This window comes from Pseudomonas sp. GM18, from assembly GCF_000282195.1.
Classification (GTDB): Bacteria; Pseudomonadota; Gammaproteobacteria; order Pseudomonadales; family Pseudomonadaceae; genus Aquipseudomonas.
The window spans coordinates 21102-34581 of sequence record NZ_AKJT01000024.1 but is presented as its reverse complement, the minus strand read 5'-3'; the positions used below and the strand labels follow the sequence as shown (position 1 = coordinate 34581).

14 protein-coding genes are annotated in these 13480 nt (G+C 61.2%); 6 read left to right on the top strand and 8 right to left on the bottom strand.

Features of this window, described 5'->3' with window-relative positions; all coding sequences use genetic code 11:
- Positions 1–146: 146 nt before the first annotated feature.
- The gene (locus PMI21_RS22745; RefSeq protein WP_007935014.1) at positions 147–1250 is read right to left on the bottom strand and encodes a polyamine ABC transporter substrate-binding protein; all 1104 of its coding nucleotides are present in this window, start codon (positions 1248–1250) and stop codon (positions 147–149) included.
- Positions 1251–1361: 111 nt separating this feature from the next.
- Between PMI21_RS22745 and PMI21_RS22750 the strand changes: the two genes are divergently transcribed.
- Positions 1362–2135, top strand: a complete 774-nt coding sequence (locus tag PMI21_RS22750; RefSeq protein WP_007935013.1) for a helix-turn-helix transcriptional regulator — start codon at positions 1362–1364, stop codon at positions 2133–2135.
- 82 nt (positions 2136–2217) lie between these two features.
- On the opposite strand, the gene PMI21_RS22755 is transcribed toward PMI21_RS22750, so the two are convergent.
- On the bottom strand, positions 2218–3156 hold the full coding sequence (locus PMI21_RS22755) for a class I SAM-dependent methyltransferase (RefSeq protein ID WP_007935011.1): 939 nt from the start codon (positions 3154–3156) through the stop codon (positions 2218–2220).
- Positions 3157–3358: 202 nt separating this feature from the next.
- Here PMI21_RS22755 and PMI21_RS22760 point away from each other — a divergent pair, with 202 nt between their 5' ends.
- Complete coding sequence (locus tag PMI21_RS22760; RefSeq protein WP_007935009.1) at positions 3359–3766, top strand: response regulator; 408 nt, start codon at positions 3359–3361, stop codon at positions 3764–3766.
- Between the two features lie 58 nt (positions 3767–3824).
- Complete coding sequence (locus PMI21_RS22765) at positions 3825–4493, top strand: HAD-IA family hydrolase (protein ID WP_007935007.1); 669 nt, start codon at positions 3825–3827, stop codon at positions 4491–4493.
- A 26-nt stretch (positions 4494–4519) separates the two neighbouring features.
- Here PMI21_RS22765 and PMI21_RS22770 read toward each other — a convergent pair whose 3' ends face one another.
- A complete protein-coding gene (locus PMI21_RS22770) occupies positions 4520–5179 on the bottom strand; it encodes a methyltransferase family protein (RefSeq protein WP_033063824.1) in 660 nt (219 codons plus the stop codon).
- A gap of 164 nt (positions 5180–5343) precedes the next feature.
- On the opposite strand from PMI21_RS22770, the gene PMI21_RS22775 reads away from it, so the two are divergent.
- Positions 5344–6291, top strand: a complete 948-nt coding sequence (locus PMI21_RS22775; protein ID WP_007935003.1) for a pyridoxal-phosphate dependent enzyme — start codon at positions 5344–5346, stop codon at positions 6289–6291.
- A gap of 44 nt (positions 6292–6335) precedes the next feature.
- Here the strand turns inward: PMI21_RS22775 and PMI21_RS22780 are convergent, their stop codons facing one another.
- The 3 genes from PMI21_RS22780 to PMI21_RS29830 form a co-directional block, all read right to left on the bottom strand.
- The gene (locus tag PMI21_RS22780; protein WP_007935001.1) at positions 6336–6653 is read right to left on the bottom strand and encodes a DUF2388 domain-containing protein; all 318 of its coding nucleotides are present in this window, start codon (positions 6651–6653) and stop codon (positions 6336–6338) included.
- Positions 6654–6856: 203 nt separating this feature from the next.
- On the bottom strand, positions 6857–8542 hold the full coding sequence (locus PMI21_RS22785) for a Na/Pi cotransporter family protein (RefSeq protein ID WP_007934999.1): 1686 nt from the start codon (positions 8540–8542) through the stop codon (positions 6857–6859).
- Between the two features lie 195 nt (positions 8543–8737).
- The gene (locus PMI21_RS29830; RefSeq protein ID WP_007934998.1) at positions 8738–9034 is read right to left on the bottom strand and encodes a hypothetical protein; all 297 of its coding nucleotides are present in this window, start codon (positions 9032–9034) and stop codon (positions 8738–8740) included.
- Between the two features lie 430 nt (positions 9035–9464).
- On the opposite strand from PMI21_RS29830, the gene PMI21_RS22790 reads away from it, so the two are divergent.
- Together PMI21_RS22790 and PMI21_RS22795 are read left to right on the top strand one after the other, a co-directional pair.
- Positions 9465–10574, top strand: a complete 1110-nt coding sequence (locus PMI21_RS22790) for an NAD(P)/FAD-dependent oxidoreductase (protein ID WP_033063823.1) — start codon at positions 9465–9467, stop codon at positions 10572–10574.
- 241 nt (positions 10575–10815) lie between these two features.
- Positions 10816–11322, top strand: a complete 507-nt coding sequence (locus PMI21_RS22795) for a DinB family protein (protein ID WP_007934996.1) — start codon at positions 10816–10818, stop codon at positions 11320–11322.
- A 2-nt stretch (positions 11323–11324) separates the two neighbouring features.
- On the opposite strand, the gene PMI21_RS22800 is transcribed toward PMI21_RS22795, so the two are convergent.
- Together PMI21_RS22800 and PMI21_RS22805 are read right to left on the bottom strand one after the other, a co-directional pair.
- Positions 11325–12719 (bottom strand): sensor histidine kinase, encoded by a 1395-nt coding sequence (locus tag PMI21_RS22800; protein WP_007934995.1) that lies wholly within the window; start codon positions 12717–12719, stop codon positions 11325–11327.
- A complete protein-coding gene (locus tag PMI21_RS22805) occupies positions 12697–13380 on the bottom strand; it encodes a response regulator transcription factor (RefSeq protein WP_007934994.1) in 684 nt (227 codons plus the stop codon). Before PMI21_RS22805 ends, PMI21_RS22800 begins: the two co-directional genes overlap by 23 nt.
- Positions 13381–13480 lie beyond the last annotated feature (100 nt).

Here is a 13480-nt window from a genome sequence, read left to right as displayed (position 1 = left end):
CGAAGCCGTCGTGAATCCGGCTGACGCGGTCGGCCTGACGCACCGCGAGCTCTGGTTTTACGACGGCTGCGCCGCCGAACGCAGCCTCGCGCTGCTCGACAGCTGCTACAAAAAATGCGTTGCGGTTTGGATCGCGGGCATCAGGTTTACTGGCCGTTCTTCACCATGCTCCAGACGCGCGTGCGTACGCGCTCGGTCGCCTTCGGCAAGGGTTCCAGGGTGAACAGCTTGGCCATCGCCTCGGCCGGTGGGTACACGGCCGGGTTGTTGCGCGTCGCTTCGGCCACCAGCGGTGTCGCGCTGCGATTGCCGTTGGGGTAAGACAGGTGGTCGCTGACCGGGGCAATGACGTCGGGGCGCATCAAGTAGTCGATGAACGCCACGCCTTGCTGCGGATGCGGCGCATCCTTGAGCAGAACCAAGGTGTCGAACCACACCGGCGCACCTTCCTTCGGCAGGCTGTAGGTGATCTTCACGCCATTGCCCGCCTGCTCGGCGTTGGCCTTGGCTTCCAGCATCGCGCCGGACCAGCCCACCGCCACGCAGATGTTGCCGTTGGCCAGGTCGCTGATGAATTTGGAGGAGTTGAAGTAGGCGATGTGCGGGCGCAGCTTGAGCAACAGCGCCTGGACTTTCTTGTAGTCCTCGGGGTTGGTGCTGTTGGGCGGCAGGCCCAGGTAATGCAGCGCGACCGGCAGCATCTCCGAAGGCGAGTCGAGCATGGCCACGCCACAGTCGCCAAGCTTGGCCAGGTTCGCTTCGTTGAACACCAATTCCCAAGAGTCCACTGGCGCCTTGTCGCCCAGCGCGGCGCGGACCTTGTCGACGTTGTAGCCGATGCCGTTCGTACCCCACAGATACGGCACGGCGTACTGGTTACCCGGATCGTTGTTGGCCAGTTTCGCCAACAGGTCGGTGTCCATGTTTTTGAAACCGGACATTTGCGCGCGAGGCAGTGGTGCCAGCGCACCGGCCTTGATCAGCGTCGGCAGGCTGAAGTTGCTGGCCACCACCACGTCGTAGCCGCTGCGGCTGGTCAGCAGTTTGCCTTCCAGGACTTCGGCGCTGTCGAAGGTGTCATAAACCGGCTGGATCCCCGTGTCGCGCTTGAAATCCTGCAGGGTGGTGGGGCCGATGTAGTCGTACCAGTTGTAGACGTGCACGGTGGGGTTGTCGGCGGCGACTGCCGACAGCGAAGCGCACAAACAGGCGCCCAGTCCCAGGTTGATATGCGAACGATGACAACTCATGATGCGGCACTCCTGGCCTGCTGCAGGCCGGTGATGATCAGGTGCTTGCAGCGTATCGGCAGGCGGGGTACTCACCCATTCCCATCATGGGTTACTCAAAAGGGGTAGGGCGTGGACGCGTTGCTCAAAGAATTGCCGATGCACCAGGGACTGGCGCGGGTGTTTGGCGCATTGGGGCAGGATGGTTTCTGGCGAGCACTGGTGGACACCTTGCGGCTGCTGGTGCCGCTGGATAACGCGTTGGTCGCGGTGATGCGGTCAGGGCGGGTGCCGCGGCTGCTGATCGATTTCGATTCCAAGGGCGGCGCCGACGAGCATGAGGAATTGGCGGACTACAGCGCCGGCATGTATTTGCTCGATCCGTTTTATCAGGCCGCGTGCGCTGGTATTGCCGATGGCTTGCACAGCCTGGCGTCGGTGGCCCCCGACCAGTTTCAGCAGAGCGAGTATTACCTGAGCTACTTCCGCTCGGTGGTGGGCGGCGACGAGTTGCAGTTCATGGTCAACGTTGACGGGGCGGTGCTCGGTTTATCGTTGGGGCGTTCGACGGCGTTCACCCTTGAGGAACAGGGCCGTCTGCTGTGCGTGCGCGACTGGGTGCTGACGGCCATGCGCCGTCACCTGCAACTGCTGCCCCCGGAAGGCCCGACCGCCGAGGCCGTGGCCGGTGATCTGGCGACCCTGCTGGATCGCTTCGATGCGCGTTTGTCGGGGCGTGAAGTCGAGACGGCGCGGTTGATTCTCCAGGGCTTCTCCAGCAAAGCCATCGCCCAGCAACTGGGTATTTCCCCGGAAACGGTGAAGGTCCATCGGCGCAATCTTTACCACAAGCTCAATGTGAATGGGCATGGCGAGTTGTTTGCGTTGGTGTTGCAGCCGCGTTGAGTCAACGTCAAAAGATCGCAGCCTGCGGCAGCGCCCACAGGCGCGTAGGAGCTGCCGAAGGCTGCGATCTTTTGATCTTCAATTACCCCTGCTTGAACACCAACGCCTTCAACCCGCACTCGACATCGGCATCGGGAAACTCCGGCGGATTCTCCAACCGCTGCTCAAACCGCAGGCTTGGCGCTTCGCGGGTGACGCCGTCGATGAGGAAGTCCGCGCCAAAGGCTGGATCATTCATGCAGGCCAGCACCGTACCCTGAGCGCTGAGCAACTCCGGCAGACGGCGCAGCACACGCTGATAATCCTTGGTCAGCAGGAAACTGCCCTTCTGAAAGGACGGTGGGTCGATGATCACCAGATCATAAGGGCCGCTATTGATCACTTTGCCCCAGGATTTGAACAGGTCGTGACCGAGAAAGCTCACCTTGCTCAGGTCATGGCCGTTGAGCCGGTGATTGTCGCGGCCACGGCTCAGGGCCGCGCGGGACATGTCCAGGTTGACCACATGCGTAGCGCCTCCCGCAATGGCGGCCACCGAAAACCCGCAGGTGTAGGCGAACAGGTTCAGCACCCGCTTGCCATCCGCATTGGCCCGCACCCAATCGCGGCCGTAGCGCATGTCGAGAAACAAGCCGGTGTTCTGTTTGCGGCCCAGGTCCACGCGATACTGCAGGCCGCCCTCGGTGATCGTCATCTCCTCGATCGGTTCCCCGAGCAGCCATTCGGTGGTGCTTTCCTGCAAATAGCGATGTTGCAGCAGCAAGGTATGCGCGCCGGAGGTTTTCCACGCAGGCGCCTGCGTGATCGCCATCAACCGCTGCTTCAAATCGTCCAGTTGCGAGGCTAGTGGCTCCTTGAACACGCACACCAGCACCACGCCCTGCAGCCAGTCGACGGTCAATTGCTCCAGCCCCGGCCAGCAGCGGCCACGGCCGTGGAACAGCCGACGGGTTTCTGCGGGGGCGGCCGCAAGCGCTGTCAGCAAATGGTCGTGGAGGATGGAGAGGGCGTCTGGATTCATCGGGCAAGGTCGGCAAAGTAGAAGGGGCGGCATTTTAACCACAATTACGCGCTGACAAACGGTCGTGTTTGTCGGCCTGAACAGAGAATGTCCAAGACACCTGTATCAAAAATGAATTTCTGCGAACGCCGCTGCTCATACCTGAATAGGAGGCGGATTTGAGCCCGCGTAACCATTGACACAATCAGGGAGTGGCACAGTGATGAGTCCAGTATCGGCGGCGGGCGAGCATTTGTCTGACGGTTTGATTCTTGTGGTTGAGGACGACCCGTTGATCCTCGAGTTTCTTTGCGAAATTCTTCAGGAGGAAGGCTTTGCTGTTGAACCACAGATCAGCGCGGATGCGGCTTCGCAGTTTTTGGAACAGCATGCGCCGCAGGTGGGATTGTTGCTGACGGACATCACCATGCCGGGAAAACTCAATGGCGCGGACCTGGCCAATCTGTTCGGTGACCGTTGGCCGGATAAACCGATCATGATCATGTCCGGCTTCGAAACCCCGAACAGCTCCGGGGTCAAGCATCCGGTTTCGTTCATCAGGAAACCCTGGGCGGTGGGGCAGTTGCTCGATTGTGTGCAAAGCGCCTTGCAGTCGACCCGGAGCCAGTAGGCGCTGGTGTACATTAGCTGACAACATTTGCCTGGCTCTTGTAAAAGGAAGTCGCCCTTTGTCTGTCAAAACATCCCGGCTCAACAGGTCATACCGTGGTTTCCTGTTCGATATGGACGGCACCGTCCTCAACTCCATCGCCGCCGCCGAGCGGATCTGGACAACCTGGGCCGTGCGCCACGGCGTCGATGTCGAAACCTTCCTGCCGACCATCCATGGCGTTCGCGCCATCGACACCATCAATCGCCTGGCGTTGCCCGGGGTGGATGCCGAAGCTGAAGCGGCGTGGATCACCGAGGCGGAAATCGATGATGTGGAGGGGATTGTCGAGGTGTCCGGCGCGGCGAATTTCCTCAAGTCGCTGCCCGCCAGCCAATGGGCCATCGTCACCTCTGCGCCACGGGCGCTGGCCCTGCGCCGAATGGCTGCGGCCGGTATTCCCGAGCCTGGCGTGATGGTTACCGCCGAAGACGTCAGCGCCGGCAAACCCGACCCTGCGGGCTATCGGCTGGCGGCTCGTCGACTGCAGGTGGATCCAGCCGAGTGCCTGATCTTCGAAGACGCCGACGTCGGAATTCGCGCAGGCGAAGCGGCGGGTGCCAACGTGATGGTCATCACCGCGACCCACCTTCATCCCCTTCAGACCCGGCACGCCACACTGGCCAGTTATGACTCGGTCGCTGTGCGCATGGATCTCGACGGCCAAATCAGCCTGTACACACTCTAATGTTGATGCGGGCTAATGTGGTCTGTTCAGTAGATCCCCGGAATCAATCGCCAGCTACGGGCGCAGTAAGCCTCGTATTCGCTGCCGAACTGCGTGCGTAACAGCGCTTCTTCAGAGCGAATGCGGGCGATCAGCGGTATCAACATCAGCGCCACCAGCAGCAACCCGACGCCGGAACGAAAGGCCAGCGCCCAGCCCACGCCGTTGATCAGCAGCCCCAGGTAGCTGGGGTTGCGCAATTTCCGATAAATCCCGTCGGTGACCAGGCGGTGCCCCGGCTGAATCGCCACTAAGCCGCTGAAGCGTTTGCCCAGTACAAACACCGGCCACATCCGCAACGCACCGCCGCCAACAAACAGCAGCGCGCCCAGCCAGCGCACGCCCTCGCCACCGAAGGTCCAGAAGTCGATCCGGTCGGTGTAGGCCGGCAGATACCCGCTCAACAACCCGAGCACCCCGAAAACCGGCAGCACCCAGCGATTGGCCCGGTCTTCACGTTCGCCGGGGCTCAAATTGACTTCGCTGAACAATGACACGATCGTCAGCACCAGGGTTGCCAGCGCAATGACCACCAGCGGCGGATGCGAGAAAAAAGTCGCCAACCCACCCAGCCCTAACACCGCGAGAGCGAGGTAGGCAAGGGTGGTGACGAGAGCGAAGAACGCGAGTTTGGCCGAGATTTTCATGACTGACATCGCAAAGGGCCTATGACCATTGTAGGACGGAGTGCGTTGTCATGACGGTAGTCGTCGGGCAGGGTGAACTAAGCTTGGATAAGGATGAGCCTGTCCGTTCACTCCCGGCCCGTTGAACGATCTCAATGCGCCGGTGCTGTCACAAGGAGCACACGATGCTTCACATCAGAACGCCCCTGATTCTGCACCCAGGCCTGTCGACTCCGACCCGGCGAATCTGGCTGAAGCTGGAAAACCTGCAACCCAGCGGCTCGTTCAAAATGCGCGGCATGGGCCTGTTGTGCAGTCAGGCGGCGGAGCAGGGCAAGCGCAAAGTCGTCTGTCCTTCCGGTGGCAATGCGGGTTTGGCCACGGCCGTGGCCGCCGCCAACCTTGGGCTGAAAGCCTGCATCGTGGTGCCGAACACCACCCCGGAAACCACCCGCGCCAGGATCAGGAAAACCGGTGCCGAGGTGATTGTCCACGGCAAGGTCTGGGACGAGGCCAATCAACGGGCGAAAGAACTCGCGCAGGGCGCAGACACCGAATACGTGCCGGCTTTCGATCACCCGGTGTTGTGGGAAGGGCACAGCACGATGATCGATGAAATCCTCGAGGACTGTCCTCAGGTCGATGCGTTGGTGACATCCGTGGGCGGCGGCGGTTTGCTGGCGGGCTTGCTCACCGGACTGATCCGTCATCAGCGCATGGACTGTCGAATCGTTGCGTGCGAAACCCAGGGCGCGGCGTCGTTCGCTGCCGCCATTGCTGCTGGCCACCCGGTCAGACTGCCGCGCATCGACACCGTCGCCACCTCACTCGGCGCCGCGCAAGTGGCCGCCTGGCCGGTACAGCACATCCTTGATTTCCCGCACGAATGCGTGGTGCTCAGCGATGATGAGGCGATCATGGGCGTGGTTCGTTACGCCAACGACTTGCGTCAGTTGGTCGAACCGGCGTGCGGCGTTTCATTGGCGATTGCCTACCTCGACCATCCGGCAATTGCCGAGGCCCATGACGTGGTGATTGTGGTGTGTGGCGGTGTCAGCATCAGCGCACAGTTGGTTGCGGGCTGGGCACGCCTGTCTGCCGGGGTTGAGAAAAACAGCGCTGAAGCAAGGTAGGGCTGAGTAGCCCTACCGCTTACTGGTTGCAGACGTCAGTGACTTCAATGACCCGCCGGCACACCTTCCTGAACGAGGATCGCTCTGGCCAGGTCTTCATCGCTGGCCTTCAGGTCGGGATGATTTTGGCGAATCTCCTTCAGTACCGACTCCAGGTAGACGCCACGGATCGTACCGCCGCTGGCGACAAAACTGGAGGCGTCATCCCGGGCGGGAATGACCATTTTGTGATCCTTGAACGTTGAGTACAGCGATGCGGAGATCCCGGCTGAGGTGGCGACATCGCCCGCATCCACACGGGCCATGGCTGAGCCAAAGGGCAAGCAAAGCACGAGTGAAGATACTAAAAACAGACGGCGCATGACGGCGTCCTCCGAAAGCGTGAAGCGTGAAGGAAGTAACACATAATTTAGGATGCCTGGCGGTGGTCAGGAGTTCCCTGCTGATCGACATATGCACCAGCGATCATTCAGACCTATCTGCTTCCCGTAGCAGCTGGCGCAGCCTGCGTTCGGCTGCGTAGCAGCCGTAAAACCGGAGATCGCGGTGTGTCAGGCAGATCGCTTCAGCCGCATTCACGACTGCTGCGGAGCCGAACGCAGGCTTCGCCAGCTGCTACAAAGGGAGCGTCGATGCTCTCGACCGAGCGTTCACCGGCGCGTTCGAGCAGTGGATACGCCAGTGCGGCGATGTGGTGATGCATGCGCCGGTAATCACGCAGTACCCGTTGGAAAATATCGCCGGATTGTGCCCAGGTACTTTTGTCTTCTTGCAACTGGCGAAAGTGTTCGCGGCTGGCTTGCGCTTCGAGCCTTCTGACGGACTCCTTGCGATGGATCAGTTGGTGCGCGGTGGCGATGTCTTCGCGCAGGAACACGGTGATCGCCAGGCTCAGGCTTTCCAGAACGGCGTCGTGCAGCGGAGCGATGTTGCCCAGTTCGAAGTCCGAGAACTGTTCACCCTGGCGCAAGCGGCGCATGGCCAACTGCGCGAGGCTGCTGGAAAGAATGTCCGCGGCATGTTCGAGGTTGATCACGAACGTGAGGATTTCCTGGGAACGATCGGCATCGCTGTCACTGATGCCTTCCTTGCCGATGTCGGCCAGATACGCGCGAATCGCCGCGCTGAGCAGGTCCAGGGATTGATCGATCCGCCGTACTTCATCGGCGCAGGCCGGTAGCGATGTGCGGAACAGCTGCAGCGTCCGGCCGAGCATGGCCGAGAACATGTCGGTCATGCGCAGGGCTTCGCGGGCGGCATTCGACAGGCCGATGTTGGCCACTTCCAGGCCAGCCTCGTCCAGATAGCGCGGCATGCCGGGGTCAACGTCCCGCTCAGGTGCCGGCAGCAGTCGGGTGAGGGCATTGGCGAGCAGGTCGGTCAGACCGATGAACACCAACGCCAGCAGCAGATTGAAACCGGTGTGCAGGCACACCACCAGGGTCGAGGGCGCGAGCGGCGCCTGAGCGAGCAACCCGGCAAACGGCAGGATCACCAGGGCACCGACCGCGCGCACCAGCAGATTGCCCAGCGGCAGGCGTCGGCCGACGCTCGATCCGGCGTTGATGACCGAGGGCAGCGCACCGCCAATGTTCACCCCCAGTACCAGCGCGACGAGGGTGCTGGCCGAGAGCATGCCAGTGGCGGCCAGCGAGACGATCAGCAACACCACGGCCACGCTGGAGTGGCACAGCCAGGTGAGGATCAGCGCCACCAGCAGCGCAATCACCAGATCGCCCTCGAGGCTCTGCATGATGAGCTGGAAGATCGGCGTGCCTTCGACTTCCGCGAGTGTCGAGCCGAGCATGTGCAGGGCCAGCAGCATCAGCCCCAGGCCGATCAGTGCACAACCGACGCTTTCGTAGCGCGAGTCATCGCGCAGCCGAAAGACGATCAGGCCCGCCAGCAAAACGCTGGGCGTGAGCATCGATACATCGACGCTGAGGAGTTGCACCACCAGGGTCGAGCCGATGTTGGCGCCGAGCATCACCGCCAGGGCCGGCGCCAGTCCCAGCGTCCCGGCGGCAGTGAACGAGGTGGCCATCAGGCTCACGGCGGTGCTGCTTTGCAAAACCCCGGTGATGCCGATCCCCGACAGCAACGCCATCCAGCGGTTATTCAGGTTGTGGCCCAGCCACTGGCGCAACGGCGAGCCGAAGCCGCGCAACAGCGCCGAAGAAATCATATGAGTGCCCCACAGCAACAGGGCGATGGAGCCGGCGAGGTTGATCAGTAGAGTAGTTCCCGACATGAGGACTCTCCCTTGTTTCGTGTTGCATTTATGAAGGCCCGCAAGCCGGATAGTGGTATCTGAATAACACCCGATGGTGGTGTTACTTGATGATCCACAACTAATTCCAATAGTTTGGTTTTTTACGGGCAATAAGAAGTTGTCGGATTCCCATGTAAGGAAACCGCTCTGGAAGGACTTTAAAGTGCCTTCAGGTCAATTGAAAATACATGCCCCGATAGACAGGCCGAACCTCAGGCTCGCCGGCTGGAAGAGGCGCGCGATGCGCCGACTGTGTGGCTCCTGACTGTCGTCGAAGCTCCAGCGTTGCTGAAGCCGGCCCGTTGTCGGGCAGACGCGCCAGTTGGCACGAGGGTGTGCCCGGGCGTGGGTAGAAGGGGCGGAGAACGGGGCGCAGAGCCGAGTCGTCGGCAGACGCTCACGGCAAAGCTTGACCCGCATGGTCGATGCAAAGGCGCGTACGCCCGGCATTACAGTGGTTTTGAAGTTCATAACATGCCTCCGGGCCGGACTGATTCCGGCGAGGCAAGTTACGGTGGAGCCTCAAGCTCTAGCGCAGCTCACCCGACCGAAAAGTCGAGTCCCGTCATTGTCTGGGTATGTGCCAGATCCTGCGTGTGAGCAGTCATCCGACAGCGACTAGATACTGTGTCCATTGAATTCTTTTGTGAGTTGAAAAAAGCCGTTGATATCGGCCCGCGCAATTTACTCAGGCAGGTTGGCGAAGTCAACCGGCGATAGCTGGATAAGTGGAAAGTGTTCAGGTTAATGACAGTTAATTGTCGTTTTGAAAGTCGTTAAATGGAAAGTTAAATATAAAGTGTGAACTCCCCCTACACAGACCGTATTCGGTCGTGCTGGCGATATTCTCCAGCCTGATCGATTATCGCATCCAGGGCTGGCTTGAATGAGTGGAGGGCAGGTGAGCGTCGATATCGAATGCGTGGTGGTCGGGGCCGGGGTAGTCGGGCTGGCGGTGGCCAGAGCCTTGGCCCGGACCGGGCGAGAAGTGATCCTGGTCGAGGCGGGCGAGGGGATTGGCGTGGGCATCAGTTCGCGTAATTCGGAAGTGATCCACGCCGGGATTTATTACCCGAGCGGCAGTCTCAAGGCGCAATTGTGCGTGGAGGGCAAGCAACGCCTTTACTCCTTCTGCGATGAGCGCGGTGTCGATTACCGGCGCCTCGGCAAGCTGATCGTTGCCACCGATGACCGTCAGTGCCATGCCTTGCAGGCGTTGCTGGAGCAAGGCCGGCGCAACGGCGTCGATGATCTGCAATTACTGGATGCCGGTCAGGCGCGGGCGCTTGAACCGGCGTTGTCTTGTGTCGCAGCGCTTTGGTCACCGTCCACCGGGATCGTCGACTCCCACGCCTTGATGCTGGCGCTGCAGGCCGATGCCGAAGCCTGGGGCACCTCGATGGCCTTCCATACGCCGCTGGAATCGGCCCGTTGCACCGAGCAGGGTTTCGAGCTGCGTATGGGGGGAGCTCAGCCGATGACCTTGAGCTGTCGTGAACTGATCAACTGCGCGGGATTGTCCGCGCCAGAGGTGGCGAGCCGGATCGAAGGCTTGCCGGCGCGGCACGTGCCCAAGGCCTGGCTGTGCAAGGGCAGCTATTTCAGCTTCAGTGGCCCGGCGCCGTTTCGGCATCTGGTGTACCCGGCACCGGAAAGCGCCGGGCTGGGCGTGCACATGACCCTGGACCTGGGCGGTCAGGCGCGTTTCGGGCCGGATGTCGAATGGGTCGAGCAGGTCGACTATCGCGTCGATCCCCATCGGGGCGAAGGGTTCTATCAGGCGATCCGGCGCTACTGGCCGGCGTTGCCCGATGGCAGTCTGCAACCGGCCTACAGCGGCATCCGCCCGAAAATCAGCGGGCCGACCGAGCCAGCCGCCGACTTCATCATCAGCGGCCCGGACGTCCACGGCGTACCGGGCCTGGTCAATCTGTTCGGCGTCGAATCGCCGGGGCTGACCAGTTGCCTGGCATTGGCCGAACGGGTGGTGCAGCGTCTGACCTTAATGTAGTTCGTGATAAAGCTCTGTAGCAGCTGGCGCAGCCTGCGTTCGGCTGCGCAGCAGCCGTGAAGGCTTCGCACGCGTTTAACTGAACCACCGCAGCGTATGGTTTAGCGACTGCTGTGCAGCCGAACGCAGCCTTCGGCAGCTGCTACAAAGTCGTGCGGCGCAACCGATGATCAGGGTTTGGGCTGCAACCAGCTGTGAGGGCTATTCTTGGCAATGCGCCCATCGCTATGGGAGATCTCTGATGATCAACGTACGCACTGCCCGCATGCTCGCCGATTACAAGCGCTGGGCCGATCAGCGACTCTTTGACAGCCTCATGGCGCTGCCACCTGAGGAACTCAATCGCAAACGGGTGTCGGTGTTCAATAACATGATCGGCGCCTTGAACCACACCTACGTGGTGGACTGCATCTGGCAAGCTCATCTGGAGGGCCGGGGGCACGACTTCAAAACTTCCCATGGCTTGCTCCATACCGAGCTCGCCGAGTTGCGAATAGCGCAACAGGAGATTGATCAATGGTTCTGTGGCTGGAGCTCGGCCCAGACCGACGACTCGCTGGATAAACCCATCGAATTCACCTCCATGTCAGGGGAGAGCGGGGTCATGAGTGCCGGGGCCATGCTGTTGCATGTGGTCAACCACTCCAGCTATCACCGGGGCTGGGTGATCCAGATGTACTTCGAGATTCCGGCCATACCGCCGATCACCGACCTGTCAGAGTTTTTGCGCGAGGTACCGGGGTATTGAGCTCAAGCCTGGGGAATCAGACTCTGCCGGCAGTCGAGTACCAACTGCGCGCCACCCAGCTCGCTGTCGCCCACTTCCAGCGTAAACCCGTGCAGGCTGACAATCGCCGCGACGATCGACAGGCCCAGGCCGAAACCGCTTTGCGGGTTGCCGCCTTCGGCGCGATAGAAACGCTGAAACACCGCCTCACGCTCGGCCAGTGCAATGCCGGGGCCTGAATCGAGTACCTCAATGCGCGTATGCCCGGCGTCATTCACCCCACGCAGAATCACCTGGCCGCCCGGCGGTGTGAATTTGATCGAGTTGCTCAGCAGATTCGCCACGGCTTCGAACAACAACGCCCGGTCGCCGTTCAGTTGCGGCAGGGACTCGGGCAGTTGCAGCTCAAAGGTCAGTTCACCTTCTTCCGCCAGCGGCAGATAAAAGTCGTGCAATTCTTGCAGCAACGGTACCGGGTCCAGCTGCACGAAACCCGAACGGCGTTGGCGATCCTCCAGCTCGGAAATCCGCAGCAAACCACGAAAACGCGCCATTAAGGTATCCGCCTCGCCGAGCACGGAATCCAGTTGCACGGCCAGCGTCGATCCTTCATCGGCCTGTTGCTGAATCCGGTACAGCTGCGCCCGCAGACGAGTGAGCGGCGTGCGCAGGTCATGGGCGATGTTGTCGCACACGCCCTTGACCTCATGCATCAAGCGCTCGATGCGTTCGAGCATGGCGTTGACGATGGCGGCGAGCATGTCCAGTTCGTCACGGCGATTGGACAACGGCAGGCGCCGGGTCAGGTCGCCGGCGACGATGGCTTCGGCGCTGGCCTGGATCGCCCGGATCCGCCGCAGCGGGCGCCGTCTCAATAAATGCCAGCCGGCGATGCCCGGCAGAATCGTCAGCGACACGCCCCACAACAGCGCGTGCAGGATGATCCGGGTCACGGCAAACAACGAACCGTTGTCCCGCACCAGCACCAGCCAGCGGCCGTCCAGGGTTCGGGTCGCGACGGCGTCGCAGCTGTCGGCGGGAAGGGTCGGGTCGTCGGATTCGGCACAGTCGCCGAGCATGTGAATCTTGCCGTCCAGCGGCAGGTCTTCGGGGATCTGGCGCAAGGCACCACTGAGGTAGCGCTGCTGGTCATCGAACAGGCCATAGGCATCGATGCCGCGAATGTCGAAGGTCATGCTGGCGGCGAGGGCGTCCACCAGTTGCTCGCCCTGGAAGCGCGAAAACAGATGCTGACGTTGCATCAGCGAGTGTTTGGCGAGGGTGTCGAGGTAGCTGGACACCTCGTAATACATGACCCCCATGAGAATCGCGCTCCAGGCCACGAACAGCGAACTGTAAAGCGCCAGCAAGCGGCTGCTGGAGGAACGCCAGCCTTTAGAGGGGTTCAGCAATGACATAGCCCGAGCCTCGCACGGTCCGAATCAGTGGGACTTTGCCTGGCGGGTCGATTTTCTTGCGCAGACGGCCGATGTGCACGTCGATCAGGTTGGTGCCGGGGTCGAAGTGATAACCCCAGACTTCTTCGAAAATCATCATCCGCGACAGAATCTGCCCGGTGTTGCGCATCAGGAATTCCAGCAACTTGTACTCGGTGGGCAACAGCGTCAGCAACTGGCTGTCGCGACTGGCCTCGTGGCTGATCAGGTTCAGTTCCAGATCGGCCACGCGCAACGTGGTGGCCTGGGCGGTCACGGTGTTCTGTCGGCGCAGCAAGACTTCGACCCGGGCGGCCATTTCATCGGTGGCGAACGGTTTGGTCAGGTAATCGTCGCCGCCGGCGCGCAAGCCTCGCACTCGTTCATCGACATCGGAGAGGGCGCTGATCATCAGGATCGGCGTGGCCACGCCCATGGTGCGCAGGGTGGTGACAATGGCCAGGCCATCGAGCTCCGGCAGCATGCGATCGAGGGTGATCAAGTCGTAGTCGCCGCTGACGGCGCGCTCCAGGCCTTCGCGGCCATTGTCGACCCAATCCACCTCAAGGCCGTGGCTGCTCAGTTCGGCGACGATTTCCCGGGCGGTCACGGCGTCGTCTTCGATGGTCAAGATGCGGGTCATAGGGCTTGCCTGATAATCGGTTCAATACGAAGTTGCGAGCATTTTGCCAAGAATTACACACGGCTTTTTAAATTAACTTTCATGTGGCCTCGTGAGCCTG

Coding starts and splice junctions, on each gene's coding strand:
- PMI21_RS22780 (WP_007935001.1), bottom strand. CDS start 6,653: ATGCGCCGTCTGTTTTTAGTATCTTCACTCGTGCTTTGCTTGCCCTTT.
- PMI21_RS22770 (WP_033063824.1), bottom strand. CDS start 5,179: ATGAAAATCTCGGCCAAACTCGCGTTCTTCGCTCTCGTCACCACCCTT.
- PMI21_RS22745 (WP_007935014.1), bottom strand. CDS start 1,250: ATGAGTTGTCATCGTTCGCATATCAACCTGGGACTGGGCGCCTGTTTG.
- PMI21_RS22760 (WP_007935009.1), top strand. CDS start 3,359: ATGAGTCCAGTATCGGCGGCGGGCGAGCATTTGTCTGACGGTTTGATT.
- PMI21_RS22800 (WP_007934995.1), bottom strand. CDS start 12,719: ATGTCATTGCTGAACCCCTCTAAAGGCTGGCGTTCCTCCAGCAGCCGC.
- PMI21_RS22755 (WP_007935011.1), bottom strand. CDS start 3,156: ATGAATCCAGACGCCCTCTCCATCCTCCACGACCATTTGCTGACAGCG.
- PMI21_RS22795 (WP_007934996.1), top strand. CDS start 10,816: ATGATCAACGTACGCACTGCCCGCATGCTCGCCGATTACAAGCGCTGG.
- PMI21_RS22775 (WP_007935003.1), top strand. CDS start 5,344: ATGCTTCACATCAGAACGCCCCTGATTCTGCACCCAGGCCTGTCGACT.
- PMI21_RS22805 (WP_007934994.1), bottom strand. CDS start 13,380: ATGACCCGCATCTTGACCATCGAAGACGACGCCGTGACCGCCCGGGAA.
- PMI21_RS29830 (WP_007934998.1), bottom strand. CDS start 9,034: ATGAACTTCAAAACCACTGTAATGCCGGGCGTACGCGCCTTTGCATCG.
- PMI21_RS22785 (WP_007934999.1), bottom strand. CDS start 8,542: ATGTCGGGAACTACTCTACTGATCAACCTCGCCGGCTCCATCGCCCTG.